Source organism: Streptomyces sp. ALI-76-A, from assembly GCF_030287445.1.
GTDB lineage: Bacteria > Actinomycetota > Actinomycetes > Streptomycetales > Streptomycetaceae > Streptomyces.
Genome location: NZ_JASVWB010000002.1, coordinates 1,650,288 through 1,671,476, shown reverse-complemented (window position 1 = coordinate 1,671,476; position 21,189 = coordinate 1,650,288). Strand labels below are relative to the sequence as shown.

13 protein-coding genes are annotated in these 21,189 nt (G+C 71.6%); 5 read left to right on the top strand and 8 right to left on the bottom strand.

Going from position 1 to position 21,189, the window contains the following annotated elements; translation table 11 throughout:
* The first annotated feature begins 27 nt into the window (after window positions 1–27).
* A complete protein-coding gene (locus tag QQS16_RS08430; RefSeq protein ID WP_286060997.1) occupies window positions 28–1,260 on the top strand; it encodes a PP2C family protein-serine/threonine phosphatase in 1,233 nt (410 codons plus the stop codon).
* Window positions 1,261–1,348: 88 nt separating this feature from the next.
* Here the strand turns inward: QQS16_RS08430 and QQS16_RS08425 are convergent, their stop codons facing one another.
* Both QQS16_RS08425 and QQS16_RS08420 read right to left on the bottom strand, forming a co-directional pair.
* Window positions 1,349–6,547: a family 43 glycosylhydrolase gene (locus QQS16_RS08425; RefSeq protein ID WP_286060996.1), complete on the bottom strand. Its 5,199-nt coding sequence runs from the start codon at window positions 6,545–6,547 to the stop codon at window positions 1,349–1,351.
* Between the two features lie 250 nt (window positions 6,548–6,797).
* Window positions 6,798–9,998 carry a glycoside hydrolase gene (locus QQS16_RS08420; RefSeq protein WP_286060995.1) on the bottom strand — a complete coding sequence of 1,067 codons (3,201 nt, stop codon included), beginning with the start codon at window positions 9,996–9,998 and terminating at the stop codon, window positions 6,798–6,800.
* Window positions 9,999–10,244: 246 nt separating this feature from the next.
* On the opposite strand from QQS16_RS08420, the gene QQS16_RS08415 reads away from it, so the two are divergent.
* The 4 genes from QQS16_RS08415 to QQS16_RS08400 all read left to right on the top strand — a co-directional run bounded on the left by QQS16_RS08415 (window position 10,245) and on the right by QQS16_RS08400 (window position 13,906).
* Window positions 10,245–10,751 (top strand): SigE family RNA polymerase sigma factor, encoded by a 507-nt coding sequence (locus QQS16_RS08415; protein WP_286060994.1) that lies wholly within the window; start codon window positions 10,245–10,247, stop codon window positions 10,749–10,751.
* 10 nt (window positions 10,752–10,761) lie between these two features.
* The gene (locus QQS16_RS08410; RefSeq protein WP_286060993.1) at window positions 10,762–11,295 is read left to right on the top strand and encodes a hypothetical protein; all 534 of its coding nucleotides are present in this window, start codon (window positions 10,762–10,764) and stop codon (window positions 11,293–11,295) included.
* Between the two features lie 113 nt (window positions 11,296–11,408).
* Complete coding sequence (locus QQS16_RS08405; RefSeq protein WP_286066253.1) at window positions 11,409–12,629, top strand: bifunctional glycosyltransferase family 2/GtrA family protein; 1,221 nt, start codon at window positions 11,409–11,411, stop codon at window positions 12,627–12,629.
* Between the two features lie 86 nt (window positions 12,630–12,715).
* Window positions 12,716–13,906 carry a putative hexosyltransferase gene (locus QQS16_RS08400; RefSeq protein ID WP_286066252.1) on the top strand — a complete coding sequence of 397 codons (1,191 nt, stop codon included), beginning with the start codon at window positions 12,716–12,718 and terminating at the stop codon, window positions 13,904–13,906.
* 30 nt (window positions 13,907–13,936) lie between these two features.
* On the opposite strand, the gene QQS16_RS08395 is transcribed toward QQS16_RS08400, so the two are convergent.
* From QQS16_RS08395 to QQS16_RS08370, 6 genes are all read right to left on the bottom strand, one after another.
* Window positions 13,937–14,335 carry a VOC family protein gene (locus QQS16_RS08395; RefSeq protein WP_286060992.1) on the bottom strand — a complete coding sequence of 133 codons (399 nt, stop codon included), beginning with the start codon at window positions 14,333–14,335 and terminating at the stop codon, window positions 13,937–13,939.
* Window positions 14,336–14,426: 91 nt separating this feature from the next.
* Complete coding sequence (locus tag QQS16_RS08390) at window positions 14,427–16,898, bottom strand: CBM35 domain-containing protein (RefSeq protein ID WP_286060991.1); 2,472 nt, start codon at window positions 16,896–16,898, stop codon at window positions 14,427–14,429.
* Window positions 16,899–16,986: 88 nt separating this feature from the next.
* Window positions 16,987–17,805, bottom strand: a complete 819-nt coding sequence (locus tag QQS16_RS08385) for a carbohydrate ABC transporter permease (RefSeq protein WP_502963894.1) — start codon at window positions 17,803–17,805, stop codon at window positions 16,987–16,989.
* A gap of 8 nt (window positions 17,806–17,813) precedes the next feature.
* Window positions 17,814–18,737, bottom strand: coding sequence for a carbohydrate ABC transporter permease (locus tag QQS16_RS08380; protein ID WP_286060989.1), 924 nt, complete (start codon window positions 18,735–18,737; stop codon window positions 17,814–17,816).
* A gap of 24 nt (window positions 18,738–18,761) precedes the next feature.
* On the bottom strand, window positions 18,762–20,093 hold the full coding sequence (locus QQS16_RS08375) for an ABC transporter substrate-binding protein (protein WP_286060988.1): 1,332 nt from the start codon (window positions 20,091–20,093) through the stop codon (window positions 18,762–18,764).
* A gap of 56 nt (window positions 20,094–20,149) precedes the next feature.
* Window positions 20,150–21,187, bottom strand: a complete 1,038-nt coding sequence (locus QQS16_RS08370) for a LacI family DNA-binding transcriptional regulator (RefSeq protein WP_286060987.1) — start codon at window positions 21,185–21,187, stop codon at window positions 20,150–20,152.
* Window positions 21,188–21,189: the final 2 nt, after the last annotated feature.

The following is a 21,189-nucleotide window of genomic DNA, read 5'->3' as shown; positions in this document are numbered from 1 at the left end:
TGCACCGGTGAGGACCGCGGACGGAACATGACACAGGCCCGAGAACACGGCGACCACCGGTCGGCACGGCCGTCCAGGCACCGAGTGGCGGGTTCCGGGGTGGCGGCCCGCAGGCGCGCAGCCGCGCGGCTGGCCGCCGGGACGCCCGTCCTGCCCGTACTGATCGTCGCCGCCATCGTGCTCGTCGACCTCGTCGGCGGGCCGGGCCCGATCTGGCTGCCGCTCCTCGCGGCCGGGCCCGCGCTGGCCGCCACCACCAACGGGCCGCGCGGTGTGTGCTGCGTCGGTCTGCTCGCGGTGGGGCTGGGCTGGGCCCTCGGGATCCGGGACGGTGTGCCGGGCCGTGAACTGGCCGTCGTCCTGTCCGCCCTGGTGGCCGTCACCCTGGCGAGCGGCCTGGCCGGCGTGGCGCGCGGACGCCGGGAACGGGTGCTCGCCGCGGTCCGCTCGGTCGCGGAGACCGCCCAGCACGTGCTGCTGCGGCCCGTGCCGGCGACGGTCGGCCCGTTCCAGGTGGCCGTCCGCTACAGCGCCGCCGCGGCCGAGGCCCGGATCGGCGGGGATCTCTACGCGCTGATACCCACCCCGTACGGCGTCCGGCTGATCGTCGGCGACGTGCGGGGCAAGGGGCTGCCGGCCGTGGGCACCGCCGCGCTGGTGCTCGGTGTCTTCCGCGAGGCCGCCTACGACGAGCCCGACCTCCTCGCCGTCGTCGACCGGATCGAACGGAGCCTGGCGCGCAACCTGGGGCATGACGACTTCGTCACCGCCGTGGTCGCCGGGCACCCGAGGGACGGCGAGCTGGAGATGGTGAACTGCGGGCACGCGCCACCGCTCCTGGTCCGGGCGTCCGGCGGTGTCGTGGCCGTCGAGCCCACGCAGCCCGCCCCGCCCCTCGGACTGCGGGCCCTCTCGGGCCAGATCCCCGGTCTCCAGGTGCTGCCCTTCGGGGACGGGGACCAACTGCTGCTCTACACCGACGGGGTCACCGAGGCCCGCGACCGCCGCCGGGCGTTCTACCCCCTCGTCGACGGGCTGGCGCGCCATGTGTCCGAGGACCCGGCGCGGACCGTCTCCGCGCTCCACGACGAACTGCTGGCCCATGTGGGCGGCCGGCTGCACGACGACGCGGCGCTGCTCCTGATCCGCAGGCCCGCCGTCCCCGGGCAGGAGGGTGCCGGGGCGGTGCCCCTCCCGGCGCCGGCCGGTTCCGCGGCGACCACCCTCGAACCGGCGTACGGCTGCCACGAGAGCCGCTGACGGCCGCGCCCGCCACGGCCGGCCGCGGCGGGCGCGGAACGGGCCGAGCCGTGCCCCGGAACGTCCCGGAGCACGGCTCGGCCCGTCGTCACTTGCCGATGGTGATGACGCCCGCCGTCGCCGCGCCGGTGCGGTTGTCGTAGACGACGTCACCGGTGGACTTCTGCCAGATCCTGACGCGGAAGGTGTCCGGGCGGTCGGTGGCGGTGACGCGCACCGCGTAGCCGCCGGTGCCGTTGACCGTGCCGGAGCCCTGGAACCGGGCTTCGGAGCCGGTGACCACCAGCCAGTCCAAGGAGGTGGAACGGAACTTCAGCCTGGCTGCCGCGTAGTCGAAGGTGGCGTTGCCGGCGGGGGCCGTGGCTCCCTTCTTGTACGTGGCGCCGAAGGAGAAGCCCGCCGGCCCGGCCAGGGTGGGCTTGGCGGGGTAGGCGCCGGCCGGGGAGGCGATGATGCCGACGCCCGCGACGGGACCGGCCGCCCGGTCGAACACGATCAGCTCGGGAAGCGTCCTGCTGTCCGAGGCGCCGTCGTCGTCGGTGACGGTGATCTCCGGGCGGTGGATACCCGCCTTGGTGTAGGTGTGGGTGGCCTGGCAGCCGGAGGCGGTGACCGTGCCGGTGCCGGGAGCCGTGCCGTCCTTCCAGTCGACCACGCAGGTCTGGGTGTCGGCGGCGCCCGGGTCGGTGAACTCGGCGCTCACCGCCGCGCTCCTGCCGACGGACACCGGGGCCGTGGGACCCGCGGCCGAGGTGATCACCGGGGCCGCGTTGCCGACGGTCACGGTGAGCGTGTCGCTGCTGCGGCCACCGCGCAGGGTGACCGTGTAGGTGCCGTCGTCGGCGCAGGTGACCGTGGTGCGGACGGCGGCGGGATCCGAGAAGGCGCAGGGCGCGCCGTTCTCCACCGTCCAGGCGGGGCCATCGGCCCCGGAGACGGTCCCGGTGAGGGGGATCGCGCCGCCCTCGGTGCCGCTCGCGTCGGGACCCGCGTGGACGACGGTGACCGGGTCGACGCTCGTCAGGGTCGGGACGACCTTCTTGATCAGCCCGTCCGCGTCGAACTCCAGCTTGTCGACGGTCGTTTCGCGGTGGGTGCCGTCGCCGCCGGGGATCGCGAAGCGGTGGTAGGCGATGTACCAGTCGTCGGTGCCCGGGACGTCCACCACGGAGTGGTGGCCGGGGCCCTTGATGCCGAGCGAGAGGTCCTTCTCCAGGATCACGCCGTGCTTGGTCCACGGGCCGGTGGGGGAGGGGCCGGTGGCGTAGGCGACCCGGTAGTTCTCGTCGCGGGTGTCGTTCTCCGACCAGGTGAAGTAGTAGGTGCCCTTGCGCTTGATGACGAAGGTGCCCTCGTTGTAGCCGCTCGGGGTGATGTCCTTGATCTTCGAGGTGTCGATCGAGGTCATGTCGTCGTTCAGCGGGACGACGTAGGCGCGGCCGTTGCCGAAGTAGAGGTACGACGTGCCGTCGTCGTCGGTGAAGACCGCCGGGTCGATCATCTGGCCGGGCAACTGGCCCGCCTTGAGCAGCGGTCGGCCCAGAGGATCCGTGAACGGGCCGGTGGGCGAGTCGGAGACCGCGACGCCGATGTTGGCGTCGGCGCTGAAGTAGAAGTAGTACTTCCCGTTCCTCTCGGCCATCGTCGGCGCCCAGGCCCTGCTGTCGGCCCAGCCGACGTCCGGTCCCAGGTCGAGGATGACGCCGTGGTCCTTCCAGTGGACCAGGTCGGTGGAGGAGTACGCCTTGAACTGCGTGCCGCTCCAGCCCGGGAAGCCGTCGGTGGTCGGGTAGAGGTAGAAGGTGTCACCGAACCGGACGATGTTCGGGTCGGCGTTGAGGCCCGGCAGCACCGGGCTCTTCATCACCAGTGCCGTGACCGTCCAGGTGCGCTTGGCGCCGTCCGAACCGGTCACCTCGTACGTCACCGGCTCGGTGAAGTCGTGCAGCGTGCCGGAGGCGGGGCTGATGGACGCGCCGCGGGCGAGAGTGAACTCCGGTGCCAGGGCGGTGAGATCGCTGCCCTCGGCCAGGGGCAGGGTGATCCTGCTGCCCGCGTCGTCGATGATCGCGTCGGTCTTCAGCGCGGGGTGGACCGCCGCGGCGATGCCCGTGGTGTTGCCGCTGAGCTCCAGGACCTCGGCGGCTGACAGCGCCCGGTTGTAGATCCGGAAGTCGTCGACCTCGCCGCCGAAGTAGGGGTCCGGGGAGTACAGGGACTTGCCGATGTAGCCGGAGTAGCTCTTGGCGGGGTCGTGGAGCTCGGACGGCTTGATGGTGACCCCGGTGGCCCGGGCCGCCTCGATGCCGTCCACGTAGAGGACCGCGGTCCCGGTCGCGCTGTCCACGGTGACGGTGACGTGCTGCCACTCACCGGGGGTGAGCGGGGAGCCCGCCGTCATCTGCTTCTCGCCCGACCAGGTGGCCTTCGTGATCGCGGAGAAGAGCTTGCCGCCGCCGTTGGAGGGGGAGGCGAAGAGATACCTGTCGCTGTCGGGACCCAGGCCGAAGAGCCACTGGAAGTTGTCCCCGCCCTTCCACTTGACGTGGGTGGAGACGGTGACGCTGTCGGCGTTCTTCAGGACGCCGCCCGGGATGGTGACGTACGGCGAGGTGGTGGAGCTGCTCGCACCGCCGGACATCTTGAACGAGCCGCCGTCCACACCGGTCCCGAAGCCGGGCGTCCGCACGTACGTGCCGTGGTGGCCGTGACCGCTGGAGTCACGGGCGATGGTGCCGCCGGTCTCGTCGAAGTCGTAGTGCAGGAGCAGGTCGGCGGGTACGTCGGGGCCTTCGGCGGAGACCGTGACCTCGGCCTTCACGGTGACCCCCTCGGGCAGGGCGCCCGTCACGGTGAAGGTGCCGGCCTGGGCGTACGCGGATTGCGGTACGTCCGCCCAGTCGACGGGGGCGGGACGCTCGACGCCGTCGGCGTATGTCGCGATGACGGTGGCCGGCAGGACCGGGGCCTCACCGGTCCGCGTCGTCACCGTGATGTCCTCGGCGCTCTCCACGAGCTGGTCCGGCTGGTAGGCGCGCAGCAGCCGGTCGTACTCGGCCTGCGTGACCGGCAGCACCGTGCCGTGGCGGGGCTTGGCCGGCAGGTCGTAGCCGGTGGACGGGGTCCAGGTGCCGGAGTCGAGGTCCGTCGTCTCGAACGGGATGTAGCCGCGGCCGCCGAACTCGTCGAGGAACGCGTACCACTTCTCCTCGGTGTTCGACTTGAAGACCAGGGGGCCCTCGGCGGCGCTCATGGCGCCCTTGCCGATGCCCTCGGCGACCGGGGTCCAGGACGTGTCGAGGAGCGAGTCGCTCTTCTCCTCGAAGATGAACTTGCTGTTGGGCGTGGAGGAGGTGTTGTTGCGCTCGTCCTTCGACAGGCGGAAGTACGTGCCGTCGTGCTGGATCACCGTGGAGTCGATGACCGAGTAGCCGCGGTCGATCCACACCTTGGGCTCGCTGAAGGTGTGGAAGTCGCGGGTGGTCGCGTACATCATGCGGTTGTACGTGTCGCCGGAGTGCGCCGCGTTGTCGTACAGCTTCGACGCCCAGAAGACCACGTACGCGCCGAGCTTCGCGTCGTAGTACGCCTCCGGTGCCCAGGTGTTGCCCGCGCTGTCGGGGGAGACCTTCACCAGGCGCTGGTCGGTCCAGTGCACGAGGTCGGTGGACTCCCAGACCATGATGGACTTGCTGCCGGTGCGCTGAGAGGCGTCCCAGTCGCCGTTGCCGTAGATCCTGAGGTCGGTGGCGATCTGGTAGAACTTGTCGCCCTCGGGGGAGCGGATGATGAACGGGTCGCGCAGTCCCTTCTCACCGAGGGTGGAGGTCAGGACGGGCTTCCCGTCGTTCAACTCCCGCCATTTCAACGGGTCGTCGCCCTTGCTCAGAGCGGCGTACAGCTGCTCGCCGTCCGAGGTGCCCTCGCCGGTGAAGTAGCTGAACATGTAGCCCTTGAGGGCCTGCTCGGCGGGGAGTTCGGGGACCCGGGCGGTGAACCCGCGGGTCGCCGTCGCCGCGTTCTTGGTGACGGTCGCGGTCAGCTCGACGGTGGTGGCGCCGTCGCCGTGCGCGGGACGGTGGACCTCGCCGCCGGCCGAGACGACGTCCGGCGCGGCGGAGGACCAGGTGACCTGGGTGCCGTGGGAACCGGCCGCGGGCAGCGTCAGGTTGCCGCGGACGTCGTCGAGGTTGTGGACGCTGAGCGCCTCGGCGGCCTCGCGGGCGGCCGTCTCGTCGTCGAAGGCGGCCAGGACCATGACGTCGAAGGTTTTGGTGTCGGTGACGGTGCCCTTCTTCAGGGTCGCCGTGAGCGTGGCGCGGCCGTCCGGTTCACCGGCGGCGGGGCGGGTCACCGCGCCGGTCTCCGACACCACGGCAGGATTGTCGCTCTTCCAGCTGATCGCGGAGCCGCCGGCCGGGCCGGTCCTCGGCAGGTCCAGGTCCTTGGTGACCGCGCCGGTGTCGCCGAGGCTGAGGGCGGCCTTGTCGTCGGTCACCCCCTGGGCGGCGACGGGGAGGGCGAGCTGCTCGACCTCGGAGCCGGCGAGCGCCCGGTCGTACACCCGGAAGTCGCGGATCCTGCCCTTGAAGAGCTTGTCGCCGGAGTACACGGACTTGCCGAGGTGGTTGGCGGTGGTGGTGCCGGAGCCGATGGCGCCGGGGGTGATGGTGACCGACGTGTTGCGGCCGACCTCGACGCCGTCCTCGTACAGCACGCCGGTGGTGCCGGTCTGGGTGTAGGTGAGGTGCTTCCACACCCCGCGGGTCAGGTTGTGCCCGTCGGCGGGCCTGGTGGTCTGTTCCGTCGACCAGTTGCCGGTGGCGACGGAGGTCCGCAACCCGTTGCCCGTGGTGAACAGGTAGCCGTTCCCGTTGCTCCCGCTGGAGTTGCCGAAGCCGTAGACGAAGTACGGCGTGCTCTGGGCGGCGTCGATCAGCACGTCCGTCGAGACGGTGATCGAGGCCATGCCCTTCATGATGTCGTTCGGGACCTTGACGTAGGTGTCGGTCCCGTTGAAGGCGAGTCCTTGACCCGTGCCCGACCAGTCGGCGGTCCCGCTGACCGTGCCGTCCCGGCCGTTGCCGGAGGCGTCGGTGACCGTGCTGCCGGAGGCGGCGTCGAGCTTGTACCAGAGGGCCAGGCCGTCGGTGACGTCCGCGCTTTCCGCCGCCTGGGCGGGGAGGGCGGGCGCGGCGAGACCCAGCAACAGCGACGCGGCGGTCAGGCCGGCGACCCGGCCCGCCCAGCGTCTCGCGCGGCTGCGCGGACCTGCGGTGTACGTCATGTCGGGATTCCCTGCTGAGGCATGGCTGACGGGGGAAAGGGAGAAGGCGAGGAGAGGCGGGCCGGGAACCGGGGGCCGCGAACCGCGGGCGCCCTGTTTCGGCTGGGTGACATCGTGTTGCGAGAGTGTCAATCGGGCTGTGGCGCACCGTCAAGGGGTTTCGAACGATGTACGACAGGTCGAACATGGCTGGCCCTCGCGCGCGCCGGAGCAGGGGAGTCCCGCCGGGGCTCCCCTGCCCGGTCCGCCGTCAGCGTCGTACGAGTTCCAGCCGGTATGTCCGGGTCCGGGTTCCGTCCTCACCGGTCACGGAGACGACGGCCACGGTCCGGCGGGGCTCGTCGGACCGCGACACCGACACGGCCGCGTACGGGTCCCGCGCGGTCGCCGTGACGACGGCGCGGCCCGGCGCGTCGGTGACGACCCGGTAGGCGGGCGTGTCGGGGTCGAACGCGGTGACCGGCTCCCCGGCCACCTCGACCGACGCGGCGGCGGCGTCCGAGGACACCCCCGGCGTCCTGGCGTACAACTCGACCTCGCTCATGGTGAGATAGCCGCCCTGACGCGCGGTCATGACCACCCGCACCCCGGTCGCCGGCCCTGCCTCCAGCGGGACCCGGACCACGGGCGAGCCCTCGGAGCCGACCGTGATCTCGTCGCTCGCGTCGGTCCACGCGCCGCCGTCGGCGCCGCGCACCTGTACCTTCAGGCTCGCCGGGAGCGAGGCGGCGCTCCCGTCCCGGTGGAAGTGCGCCACGACGAGGTCCAGGTGACGCGGCGCCGGCAGCGTGAAGGTGAGGGTGTCGGACGGGTTCTTGGTGTCCCCGGGCTTCCAGGTGGACCAGGCCTTCTCGGACAGGTCGCCGTTGCGCAGGCGGTCCACGGAGTACCCGCTCTCGGTGAACGAGGCCGCCAGCGAGACGTCGTCGTCCGGCGCGATGTTCACCTGCGCCGGCTCGGTGACCTGCACGCGCACCGCCGCGTCGACCGTACCGCCGCCGACGACCCGGGCGAGCCCGCGCAGCGTCACCACCCCGGGCCGGTCGAACGCCCCGTCGGGCGCCGGGTCCCAGGTCACCGGGAGGTCGGCCCGGCCGCCGTGCGCGCCGACACCGACGACGGTGCCCGGCAGCTCGGGCACGCCGCCCGTGTAGGTCTTGGCGCGGCCGGGGAGGGCCGAGGCGATCGTGTCGACGGTGACGACCGCCGTCGCGGGGATCTCCCGCCCGAGCGGATCGGTCGCCCGGCCCCTGACGCGCACGGTTCCGGGATGACGCCACTCACGGTCCGGGGGAAGCTTCCACACCACCGGCAGGGTGCCTCGGGCGCCGTCCCGGTACACCGGCGCCACCGTCCGCGGAAGCTCCGGTGGCAGGCCCGGGACGGTGAACGCCTTCACCGGCCGGGTGCGCAGCACCGTCCCGTCGGCCACCGCCCAGCGCTGGTTCGCCGCCGAGGTCGGGGTGTACGTGGACACCCCCGCGCCGTCCGCCGAGGACTGCCCGGTGACGTCGAGGAGGCGGCCGGTGGCGGCGTTGACGAACGTCCAGGTGCCGTCGCCGGTCGTCGACATGATCCACTGTGCCGCGGCGTCGGGCCGGCCGTCGTCCGGATCCTCCAGGACGGCTCGGCCGTCGCGCACCGCCAGGCGCCCGCCGGTGCCGGCGCTGGTGAGGGCGTATCGCTCACGGTTGCCGGTGCCCGGCGTCACCCTGCGTACGGACCAGAGCTGTTGAGCGCTTTCGGCGTCGGTCGTGCGGATGACCACACCGCTGCCGTCGTCCGACGGGGCCAGCGACTTCCCGCTCTGGGCGCCCTGGAGGCGGTAGACATGGCCCGGCTGAACCAGGGAGGCGTCCTTCGCCACCCCGCCGACCCCGTCGACCAGGAAGGTGGTGACCGACTTCGCGGGGACGACCAGCGAGGCCGACCGGTCGGTCACCCGGACCGGTGCGCCCCGGACGAGGGCTCCGTCGGCGCTCGTCACCACGGGGGTGACGGTGGCCCGGGGCGCGACCTCACCGAAGAGGGAGAGGTCGAGGGTCACGGTGCGCGCGGACGTGCCGCTGTTCACGTGCACCACGGTCGCGGCACGGCCGGACCGCCGCACCGCGGCGACGCTGGACGGGTCGTCGGCCTTCACGAAGCGGTCGCCGGGGCGGATGTGGTGGGTGAAGTTCCGGATGGTGTGGAACTTGGAGTTGGCCCGGACCGGGCAGGTCTCCAGGGTGTCCTCGGCGGTGCAGTCGAACGGGACGTGGATGCTGCCCCAGTTCTTGCCCGCCGCGGCCTGGGGGCGGGCGTCCTCGACCGGCTGCCAGAACACCCAGGCGGACGGCTCCAGTTCACGCATGTCCTCGACCATGCGGGTGGCGATCCCGAGCCCCGGTTCCATGCCGGTGAAGTCGGTGCCCGTGCCCCAGGTGCCCTCGACCTCGCTCATCCACAGTTTCCGGTCCGCGCCCTTGGCGATGTCACGCGCGCTGGTGCGCATGCCGGTGCCGTAGGTGTGCACGTTCAGTTGGTCGACGGCGGCTCGCGCGGGGCCGCCGTAGGCGTTCCAGTTCTGCGTGAAGATGCTCGGGTTGGTCTCGTCCATCGCCGAGATCCCGGCGTCGGTCTCCGCCCCGGCGAGCGCCCTGTCCAGGGCGAGCAGCACCTTCTGCTGGAGCTCCGGTCCGGCGTGCGCGCCCTCCTGGCGACCGCCCGTGGGCTGTCCGTCCGGTCCGATCCGGGTGCCCCAGTAGGGGGTGTTGGGCTCGTTGAGCGGGGCGATGGTGTCGAAGTCGATGCCGTGCGCCTGCTCCAGCTGTTCGGTCACGCGCACCAGATAGGCGGCGAAGTCGTCGACGCGGTCGGCGCGGATCTGGTCCTCGCTCGCGTCGAACCCGCCGGAGACGTATCCGCTGACGGTCTGGAACCAGGGCGGCGAGTTGCTGAACGCCTCCCAGCGGGTGACCTTCTTCTTGATCTGGTCCACCCACCAGCGCTGGCCCGCGTCGGCGTCCCAGTTCCAGTGATCCGCGTTGTCCGGATCCCACCAGTCCGTGTCCTGCCGGGTGGTTCCCTCGGGGGCCTTCCAGAAGCCCTCCATGGTCGCGCCGGCCTTCATGTAGTCCGTGCGGACATCGGGGGCGTTGCCGCCGCCGATGTTGTAGCGCGCGATGTTGAGGCGGAGCCCGTCCTCGCCGAACAGCATGTCGACGAGCCGTCTGCGGACCGGGTCGGGATAGCCGCCCGTGGCGTTGGCGAACCAGACGAGGCTCGTTCCCCAGCCCTCGAACTCCTGCTGGCGGTACGACGGGTCGATCCGCACCGTGACCGCGCCCGGCGGCGGGGTGTCCGCGAGCGCGACGGGGGCGGTGACGAGGGCTGCGGTGAGCACCAGGGGGACGGTGGGGGCCAACGCCTGGAGGACGCGATGTCGGCGGGACACGGAACTCCCTTCCATGACAGGGGGATTCACAGAACCGAACAGAAGCAATCGGCCTTCCGGCATGCTTGATGACGGAAATGAACACGTCAAGACATCGGACGGCCGTCCGTCGTGCGCCGGCCGCCGCCGCGGGTCCCGGAGCCGGACCGGACGGACCGATGCGGGCGTGACCCGGATCACAGGACCGAAGTGCATCGCGGCACGGGGGCCAACGTCTTTTCCCAGGTGTAGAGGGGCTGGGTCGGAACGGGGACGGTGCGGATGGAGCAGAGTCGAGCCGAGGGGTTCGACGGGTTCGTGGCGGCCCGCTGGTCGGCGCTGTTCCACCTCGCCCGTCTGCTCGTGGGAGGCGACCGGCACCGGGCCGAGGATCTCCTCCAGGAGGCCCTGGTCAAGCTCTGGTTCGCCTGGCCCCGGATCGCGGAGGAGGCCCCGGAGGCGTACGTACGCAAGATCCTCACGCGGGCGGCGGCGCGCTCGGCGCGACGGCGCTGGTGGGGCGAGCGCCCGGTCGAGCAGTTGCCCGACCGGGCCGAGGCGGGTGATGTGTCCGCCTCCGTGGTGGAACGCTCGCGGCTGGAGGCGGCGCTGGCCCAGTTGCCGCCGCGGCAGCGGGCCGCGGTGGTGCTGCGCTACTACCAGGACCTGCCCGAGCGGCAGGTCGCGGAGGCGCTGGGGTGCCCGGTGGGCACGGCTCGATCCCATGCCTCACGCGGGGTGGCGCGGCTGCGTCAGCTCCTGGCCGAGGTCATCGAGCCGGTGGGGTGAAGGGAAGTCCATGGACCACTTCGAGCGCGAACTGACGCGCATGATGCGCGACGCCCAGGAACCCGCCCCCTTCGAGGACCGCCACCGGATCCGGCTGCGCTCCGGTGTCCGGGCCCGGCGCCGGGCCCGTGCCGTGCAGCGGGCCGTCGGCTCCGTGCTGGTGGTCGGCGGGCTCGGCATCGGCTTCCTCCTGCTGCCCCAGGACTCCGCCGAGAACCGGCCGCAGGCTCCGCTGCCCCGGCCCGTGACGGGCCCGCCGTCCCCGAGTACCACTCCGACCCGGCCACCCGACCCGTCCCCGACCGAGACCTCCACCACGAGCCCCTCCGGGCCCGCCGGGGACACCTCCATCACCCCGACCGCGACCGGGAGTTCGGTCACGGTGTCCTTGGACCCCACCCCGACCGCGCCCTCGACTCCGACCGACACACCGCCCCCCTCCGGCACCGGGACGCCGAGCCCGACGACGACTCCGGCGACGGAGCCCCCGCCGCCCACGACTGAGGAGCCGTCGTCGCCCGCCGCCTCGGTGGACTCCGGGTAGCGGGGCCGCGCCGACCGACCGACCGTCCGCAAACCCTGATCGCAGCCCTGCCGTGGGTGACTCCGGCATGCCCCGCGACAGCATCCGAACCGGGACAGAACGTGACAATGCTGATGAACCCACTGCCGCTCCGCACGCCGGTGCCGGCGCACCACCCGGAGCTCGTCCTGGACGTCGTCGTCCCGGTGTTCAACGAGGAGGCGGGTCTGGAGCAGGGCGTGCGGCGGCTCCACGCGCACCTGCGCGACACCTTCCCGTACCCGTTCCGGATCACCGTCGCGGACAACGCCAGCACCGACGACACCCCGCGGATCGCGGCCCGGCTGGCCGCCGAGCTGCCGCAGGCGCGCTGGCTGCGGCTGGCCGAGAAGGGACGGGGGCGGGCGCTGCACGCGGCCTGGTCGGACTCGCGGGCGCCGGTCCTCGCCTACGTGGACGTGGACCTGTCGACCGATCTGACGGCGCTCCTCCCGCTGGTCGCCCCGCTGATATCCGGCCACTCCGACATCGCCATCGGCACCCGCCTGGCCCGTGGTTCCCGGGTGGTGCGGGGCCCGAAGAGGGAGGTCATCTCCCGCTGCTACAACGTCCTGCTGCGCTCCACCCTCGCCGTGGGCTTCTCCGACGCGCAGTGCGGCTTCAAAGCGGTGCGGCGTGATGTCGCCGAGCGGCTGCTGCCCCTGGTGAAGGACGAGGGGTGGTTCTTCGACACCGAACTGCTGGTGATCGCCGAGCGGGCCGGGCTGCGCATCCACGAGGTGCCGGTCGACTGGGTGGACGACCCCGACAGCCGGGTCGACCTCCTCTCCACGGCACTGGCCGACCTGCGGGGCATCGCCAGGATCGGCCGGGAACTGGCCCGCGGCACCCTCCCGACGGCCGCGCTGCGCCGCGGCGCCGCCGACCCCGCACGCGCCGGCCTGGCCGGACAACTGCTGCGGTTCGGCGCCGTCGGAGCCGTGAGCACCGTCGGCTATGTGCTCCTCTACGCGGTGTTACGCCCGGTGACCGGACCGCAGGCCGCCAACGCCCTGGCGCTGCTGGTCTGCGCGGTCGCCAACACGGCCGCGAACCGGCGGCTCACCTTCGGGCTGCGCGGCCAGGCCGGTGCGCTGCGCCACCACGCCAAGGGATTCCTGGTCTTCCTGGTCGGCCTGGCGGTGACCAGCGGGTCGCTCGCCGCGCTGCACCAGGTGTCGCCCCGGCCCGCGCGCCCCACCGAGATCGCGGTGCTCGTCGCCGCCAACCTGGCCGCCACCCTGCTGCGGTTCCTGCTCCTGCGGGCCTGGGTGTTCCCCGCCCGGCGCCGCGACGGGGGAGCCGCGGCCGCGTGAACGACACGACGACGCTGAGCGTCCCCGCCGGCACCGCCCCGCCCGAACCCTCCGCCCCTGTCCCGCTCCCGGACCGCGGCTCACGCCTGCGGGACGCGGCCAAGCGGGCGGCCAGACACCACGCCCCCGTACTGGCGGTGTACGGCGGGCTGAAACTCATCGGCTTCTCCGTCTTCATGTACCTGCTGCACTCCACCGGGGAGTACCGGGACAAGCACCCGCGGTTCGGCGGCGGCGCCCGTCCCTGGGACGTCCTGGCCAGCTGGGACGGCTGGTGGTACCAGCAGATCGCCGCCCACGGGTACGACCCCGCGCTCGTCCCGATCCCCGACGCCGAGGGGCTGATCACCCACGAGGGCAACTCGGCGGCGTTCTTCCCGCTCTACCCGGCGACGATGCGGCTGGTCTCCCAGTGCACGGGCCTCGGCCTGTACGGCTCCGGCATGCTGGTCTCCGTCGTCGCCTCGTTCGTCGCCGCCCTCGGGATCCACGCCGTCACCGCCCGGTTCGGCGGCAGGCGGGCCGGGCTGGCCGCGGCCGGACTGTGGGCCGTGTGGCCCGGCTCCGGCGTGGAGTGGTCGGGCTACTCGGAGTCCCTCTACGTCGCCCTCGCCGCCTGGGCCTGCCACGCCGTCATGAGCGACCGCTGGCTCACCGCCGGCGTCCTCACCTTCGCGGCCGGCCTCAACCGCCCCACCGCCGTCGCGCTGATCGCCGCCCTCACCGTCGCCGCCCTGCTGGCGCTCCACCGGCGCCAGGAGGACCTGGCCCGCCCGTGGACCGCGGTGCTGATCGCGCCGCTCGGGCTCATCGGCTATCTGCTCTGGGTCGGCAACCGGATGGGCGATCTCGGCGGCTACTTCGAGCTCCAGACCGGAGCGTGGGCGCACACCTTCGACTACGGGGCGCACACCCTCGACGTCCTCACGTCCGTCGCGGTGGGCCGCTTCGACCACCTCTTCGCCTACCCCTTCGAGGACACCATCGCGGTGGCCGTCGTGCTGCTGGCCGTGCTCCTGATCCCGCTGCTGATCCGCCTGCGGCCCCCGGCCGTCCTGACCGTCTACACCCTCCTGACGGTCGCCCTGATCCTGGGCAGCCGGCAGATCTTCGGCAACGTCTCCCGCTATCTGCTCCCGGTCTTCCCGCTCTTCATCCCCCTGGCCGTCAAGCTGCGCGGCCTCGGCCTGCCCACCCTGCTGACGCTGCTCGGCATCACGGCGGTGGCGTCGGGCTCGTACGCGGGGTACGTGCTCTTCGAACACGGGGTCCCGTGAGCCGGGAGGCACCGGCACCCCGAAGGTCCCTCAGCTGCCCGGCTCCGGGGTGCGTACGTACAGACAGAACGGGTGGCCCACGGGGTCGAACAGCACCCGGACGTGGTCCTGGGGCTGGAAGCCGGCCAGGGTGGCGCCCGCGGCGACGGCGTGGGCCACGGCCGCGGGGAGGTCGTCCACCTGGATGTCCAGGTGCAGCATCATCTGCTGGGCGTCCGGCGTGGACGGCCACCGCGGCCGGACGTAGTGCGGCTCGGTCTGGAACGACAGCCCGGCTCCGCCGTCCGGCGGGGCGATGTACACCCAGTCGGGGCCGTCCTCACGTACCAGCCAGTCATCGAGGAGGCGCCGGTAGAACGCCGCCAGTTCCCGGGCGTCGGGCGCGTCCAGGACGGTCGCGGACAGGGTCAGGCGCGGTCGTGTCCCCATACCGGGACGCTACCCGCGTCGCGGAGGTCCATGGCCCGGTGGCCGGCGGACGAGCGTCCGCCGGCCACCGGGCCGTGCCGGTGCGGACCGACTACGACCGGCCGAGGACCCGGCCCAGTTCGATCCGGTCGATGTTCGGAGCCCACCCGGTGGCGTTGCCGAACGTCACCGTGTTGGCGCCCTTCCTCAGGTCGACCGGGACGCCCAGCGTCCAGTAGTCGTCCCAGCTCCAGGTGTTCTTGAAGGTGACCCGCTTCGGCGCGGCACCGCCCACCGTGATGTCCGCCGTACGGGACATGATGTCCGTGTTGTAGGCGTGGCCGTTGTCGCGCCGGTCGTTGTGCGCGTAGTGGACGACCAGTACATACCGCCCGGACCGGGGCGCGTCCACCGTGAACGCGGCCGTACTGGCGGTGCTGTTGCCGAGGTCGCCGATGTACGAACCGGCGGAGGCGTGGGGGGAGTCGACGAGCTTGGCGCCACCTGCGAGGGTGGCCGAGGCGCCCTCGTAGGAGAGCGTGCCGGCGGTCGAGCCGTCACCCGAGACGTCGAGGGAGCGCACCGAGGCGTACCCGGCCGTCATCGCCACGCGGTTGTTGCCCGCGACCAGGTACAGCCGCAGCGGCCGGCCCGGGAGCGCGGTCACCGTCTCCCCGTGCAGGGCGAGCTGTGCCGCCGCCGAGGCCCGCGACACCACCGTGTAGTAGCCGTCGCGGGGCGCGTACACGTCGAACACCGCCCGGTCGCCCGTGCGCAGGACCAGGGCGCCCGTGCCCACCCCCGCCGAGGAGGAGTAGTCGTACGCCGGCTTCCCGCCGATGTCGGCCAGCGTGGCCTCGTAGGAGGCGGACGCGGCTCCGGTGCGCGCGGTCAGGTCGACGCGGTCGAGGGTCACCTCGGCGGCGCCCTTGGCGAGCGTCAGCACGTGGGTGCCGGCCGTGAGGCGGAGCGTCACGTCCTTCTTGGCGCGGTAGGTCCAGTTCTCGGTGGAGGGATAGGTGACCGTGACCGGTTCGGCGCCGTCGACCGACAGCTTCTGGGTGGCGGGGGCGCCGGACTGGTTGCCGTACAGGATCGCCAGGTCGTAGGTCCCGTCCTCGGGCACCGTCACGGTGAAGTCGACCTTGCTGGAGGCCTGGTTGAGCGAGCCGACGTCCTTCGTCCCGGAGGCCGCGTAGCCGTTGGCGTTGGCGACCGTGCCCTGGGTGTACACCTGGCCGCCGGTGATGGCGGCGTTCTCGGCCTCGTACGACGCCGACCACGGGACGGAGGCCGCGGTCGGGGTGCCGGAGCCGCCGGGGGTGAGGACGATCCGGTAGGCGGACATCTTGTGCAGGCCGCGCAGCGGGACGGTCACCGTGCCGTCGTCCGCCACCTTCACCTTGGTCCGGGCGAGGACGCGTGGTGTGGCGTGCTGTCCCTCGTAGCCGGACCAGGCGGACTCGGCGACGGTCGCGGTGACCGTCCGGCCGAAGACGGACCGGGGGACGTTCTGGACGACGACGTCGGAGTCACCGGCGGAGCCGCCGAGCAGGACCTGCGCCTGGCGGCGCTTCGTGTCGTACGAGGCGAGCCCCTGGAGGGTGTCGATGGTGTTGGCCTGCGGCGGGGTCACCCTGACGGTGTCACCGGTCATTCCGGCGTACCAACGGAACAGCCACCAGCCGCCGTTGGGGATGTTGGACCGGACGACGTTGCCGTCCATGTTGCCGGCGGCGTCCCAGTAGGCCTGGTTGGCGTACACCTTGTTCCGTTCGAACATCGAGACCCACTGCACGAGCTGTCCGGGTACGGACAGGTCGCGCCGGTTGGCGTACTCGTCGATGTTGATCTTCAGTGGCGCGATGCCCAGCTTGCGTTCGATGGAGCGGTAGTTGTCGTAGTTGCCCTGGAAGTCGCGCAGGGAACCGGAGCTCAGTTCGTGCCAGGTCATCACCTGGGGCAGGACGTTCTCCCGCTGGGCGAAGGTGAGGAAGTCGGTCAGCAGGCGGGTGTGGTAGCCGGCCTCGTTGGGGCCGGCGATCCGCGCGTCGGGGTCGATCGCGCGGATCCGCTGGTACACCGTCTTCCAGTCCTTGAGGAACCGGTCGCGGTTGGCCTCGTACTGCGCCTGGTCGGAGGTGCCGAGGTCGTACCAGATCTGGTCGGGCTCGTTGAACGGGATGTAGACGAAGCGGTCGCTGTTCGGGTCGGCCGACACCTCCTTGACGATCTTGTCGACCTTGGGGAGGTAGTCGTCGATGCCGAGGTCCTCGTACGGCCACTTCGCGTAGACGTCCTGCATCATCACGTTGATCTCGCCGCCGCCGTTGCGGAAGAACGACGTGGAGACCGTGAGCGCGTCGCCGTTGGGGTGCTGGGCGCCGCCCTCCGGCTTCTGCGAGATGCTGGTGATCTTCAGGGGCTCCAGGGCGGCGTCGCTGGGCACGCCGTCGTCGCTGAGCCCGTACAGCGCGCCGTTGGCGCCCAGCATCACCGGCCCTTCGGAGGCGCCGAGGTCGACGGTGAGCCGCTGCGCGGCGGCGGCTGCCGCGGGCCCCGCGGCGGGGAGGGTGCCTGCCATGGCGGCGACTCCGAGTGCGGTGGTGACGAACGCTGTGGTGAGACGGGATCTTGTGCGGGTGGGGGTGATCACGCTGTTGGACCTCCGGTCACTTGACGGCTCCACTGGTGATTCCGGACACGATCTTTCGCTGGCCGACGAGGAACACGGCGACCATGGGCAGGCTCATCACCACGACGTACGCGAAGACGAGATGCCAGTTGTTGAGGTAGAGCTGGGCGCTGGCGACCTTGTAGAGATTCAGCGGCAGGGTCGCCCGCTCTCCGCCGCCGAGGACGAAGAAGGCGTAGAAGATGTCGCTCCAGGCGTAGAGCATCACCATGATCGTCGCGGTGGCGATCACCGGTCTGAGCAGCGGCAGGATGATCCGGGCGAAGATCCGCGCCGGACTCGCCCCGTCCATCCGCGCGGCCTCCTCCAGCTCCAGGGGGATGGCACGGATGAAGCCGGTCATGAAGAAGATCGACGTGGACAGGTACATCCCGGTGTACACGGCGATCATCCCGGGCCGGGTGTTCGACAGCCCGAGCTGCCGCAGCTCCATCACGATCGTGATGACGGCCGGCGGCAGCAGCAGCCCGCTGATGCACAGCGCGTACGCGGCCGAGACCAGCCTGGACCTGCGGCGGGCGAAGACCCAGGCGGCGCCCGCCCCGAGGATCAGCACGAGGACCACCGAAGGCACCACGACCAGCAGCGAGTTGACGAGACCGCGCAGCATCTCGCCCTGGCCGACCGCGTCCTCGTAGTTGCTGCCGGGCTGCCAGCGCGCCGGCAGGTCGAGGTTCGGCCTGATGGCCTCCGCCTGGGGCTTGGCGGAGGTGACGACCACCAGCCACAGCGGTACGCCCACGGCGAGGGAGGCGAGAAGGAGAACGAGGGCGGGACGGCCGAACCGCCATGCCACGGACGGGTTCACAGCAGCTGCTCCCTTCGCCGGAGCCCGACGACCAGCGGGATCGCGATGGCGACCACGACCAGGAACAGGACGAGACTCATCGCGGAGGCCTGGGCGTACAGGCCCTGGCCGAAGACCCGGAACATGTAGATGTTGAAGACCTCGGTGGAGGCCGCGGGACCGCCGCCCGTGGTGGCCTGCACGATGTCGAAGGTGTTCATCGAACCGATCAGCGCCGTGGTGACGTTGAAGGTGACGGCCGGCGCGAGCATCGGCCAGCGCACCGACCAGAAGGTCCGCCAGGGGCCGGCGCCGTCGCACTTCGCGGCCTCCAGCATCTCGCCGGGGATGCCCTTGAGCCCCGCCAGGTAGATCAGCATGGACAGGCCCATCCACTTCCACCCGTGGATGAGGGTGATCAGGACCAGCGTCCAGGTCGTCGAGCCCAGCCACGGGATGTCCGTGCCGAGCACCGAGTTGACGGCGCCGTCCTGGTCGAGGAGGGCCTGGAAGACGTAGCCGGTGGCGAGCGCGGAGATGAGCACCGGCAGGAAGAACACGGCGCGGAAGAACCGGTTGAAGCGGGTGTCGTGCTCCAGCAGCAGCGCGAGCACCAGCCCGAAGCCGTTCTGGAACAGCGCCGCCAGCAGGGCGTACAGCAGCGTCGTGCGGATCGCGCGCAGCAGCGAGCCGTCGTCGGCGATGGTCCGGAAGTTGTCCAGGCCGGTGAAGGCGATGTCCGCGTGGTACGAGGACCAGTTGGTGAACGGGTAGTAGAAGTTGAGCAGGTTCGGCACCAGGAAGAAGCCCGCGAAGACGGCGATCGCGGGAAGCGCGAACCACCAGGGATGGTGCACGGCGGCCCGCGGCAGCCGTCCGACCCGCGTGGGTTCCCCTCTCATGGATGTCTGCCTGCGCGTGCGTACGGCCGTGTCCGCCATCGGAACTCCCCGCCCTGTGGTCGTCTAGAAGCCGGGCGCGCCCTGGGCCTTGGCCACCTGCGCGAACTGGTCCTGGATCGCCTGCGCGACCTGCTGGGGGCTCTTCTTGCCGTAGATCATGTCGGCGAGGGCGAGGTGGGTGTCCGGGGCGACGATCGCCTTGGCCTGGAAGACCCCGATGGCCTGGGGCAGGGCCGCGACCTGGTCCTTGGACGCCTGCGGAAGCCCGTCGGGAGTGGGCACGGACGGCTGCACGGACGGGATCTTCATCGCCTTGATGTAGTCCGCGTAGTCCGGGCCGAGCCAGAAGGCGAGGAACTGCCGGGCCGCGTTCTGCCGCTTCTCGTCACCCGTCCTGAAGGCGACCACACCGTTGGTCTGGTCGGGCGAGTACAGGCCGGTGGCGGAGGAGTTGGCGACCGGGAACCAGCCGATCCTCTTGTCGATCTCGGCGGTGGAGTACTTGGCCTGCAACTGGCTCTGGAAGGAGGTGACGTTGAGGACCATGCCGGCCTCGCCCTTCCAGAGGGAGTCCGCCTGGCCGGTGAAGGTGCCGGTCCTGTAGTTCTTCTGGGCGAGCCCGGCGTCGAGCAGCTTCTCCTTGTACTTCTTGATCGCGCCGACGACGACCGGGTCGGTCCACTTCTCCTTGTTCCGGTTCAGGTCGGCCCACCACTGCTTGTCCAGGTCGGTGAGCTGGACCTGCATCTGCCACTGCAGGGGCCACTGGTCGCCGCCGGCCTCGTAGAAGCCGGCCGCGTCGGTCTTGTCGGTGACGGTGCGGCCGAGGGCCAGCAGTTCGTCGTACGACGTCGGGAAGTCCTTCTCGCTCAGCCCGGCCTGCCGGAAGACGTCCTTGTTGTAGTAGACGCCGAGCATGGCGGGGCTGGTGACGATGGCCGCGTACCGCTTGCCGTCGATGACACCGAGGGACCGCTCGGTGCCGCCGAGCCGGGAGACCCACTCCTCCCCGTCGAGGGTGAGGAGGTTCTGCTGCGGCTGGATGAACGGCAGCGTGGAGATGGACGGCTGCCAGAACATCAGGTCGGGCCGGTCGCCGGAGGCGAGCTTGGTCGGCACGTTCTGCTCGTACAGGTCCGGGATCGCCTGGGTCTCCACCTCCGCTCCGGTGGCCTTCTCGAAGGCGTCGACGACCTGCTTCGGCGCGTTGACCGTGTTCTGCGCGGTCCACATGGTCAGCTTCACGCCGTCCAGGCGGGCCGTCGGGTTCACGGCCGTCTGTTTCGCGTCGGCCCCGGAATCACCGGAGTCGCCGGCGGTGGGGTCGCTGCACGCGGTGGCGGCCAGGCCGACGGCGCATATCAGCGCCAGCGCGGGGAGAGCTCTCGTCTTCATCACGTACCTCAAGTGCCTTTCGCGAACGGGTGGTTCAGGACGGCGGTACCGAGACTTCAAGCGCGGGCGGAGACCGGCCCCGAGCTCTCCCGCACCACCAGCTCCGGTACGGAGACGGGGTGCGGGGCGATCCGCGCGGACTCCTCCAGCACCCCGTGCAGCAGCGCGAAGGCGGACCGGCCGAGGCCGGTGAAGTCCAGGCGTACGGTCGTCAGCGACGGGGTCAGATAGCCGGAGTGCGGGGCGTCGTCGAACCCGGCCACGCTGACCTCGCCGGGGACGGACCGGCCGGACTCGTGCAGGGCGCGCAGCACCCCGAGCGCGAGGTCGTCGTTGCCGCACAGGATGGCGGTGACGTCCGGGTCCTTCGCGAGTTTCAGCCCCGCCGCGTGACCACCCGCCGGACCCCAACGCCCCTGTACCGGGCGGGGTTCGGGCGCTCCGGCCTCCCGCAGCGCCTGCCGCCAGCCGGTGGTGCGGGCGCTTGTGCGCCGGGTGCTGGAGGGGATGGCGACGTAGTGCACGGTCCGGTGGCCGAGGCCCAGCAGATGCCGGGTCGCCTGGTAGGCGGCCTCGCGGTCGTCGGTCCACACCCAGGGGCGGTCGCCCGAGGGCGGGTTCGCGGGAGTCTCGACCACACCGACGACCGGCAGCTCGGCGGGGACGGCGGCCAGGGCCCGGACCCCGGCCGGATCGTAGGCGATCACGATCAGTCCGCCACTGGCGTCCGCCGCCCGCCGCACCTCGGCGGCGACCGCGGCCTCGTCCGCCGATTCCAGGACGCCGATCCCCACCGCGTACGAGGCGGCACGGGCCGCCTCCTCGATGCCCTGGAGGATGGAGGCGTACCCGTAGTGGGTGGTGTTGGCGGTCAGCACGGTCACGGCCCGGCTGCGCCCGCTGGCCAGGGCGAGCGCGGTGGCGTTGCGCCGGAAGCCCAGGTCGTCGATGGCGGCGAGCACCCGTTCCCGGGTGGACGGCTTGACGCTGGGATGGCCGTTGATCACCCGGGAGACGGTCTGGTACGACACCCCTGCGGCGGTGGCGACGTCCCTGATGCTCGCCGGGCGCCTTGTGTGACCGGTCACATTCATGC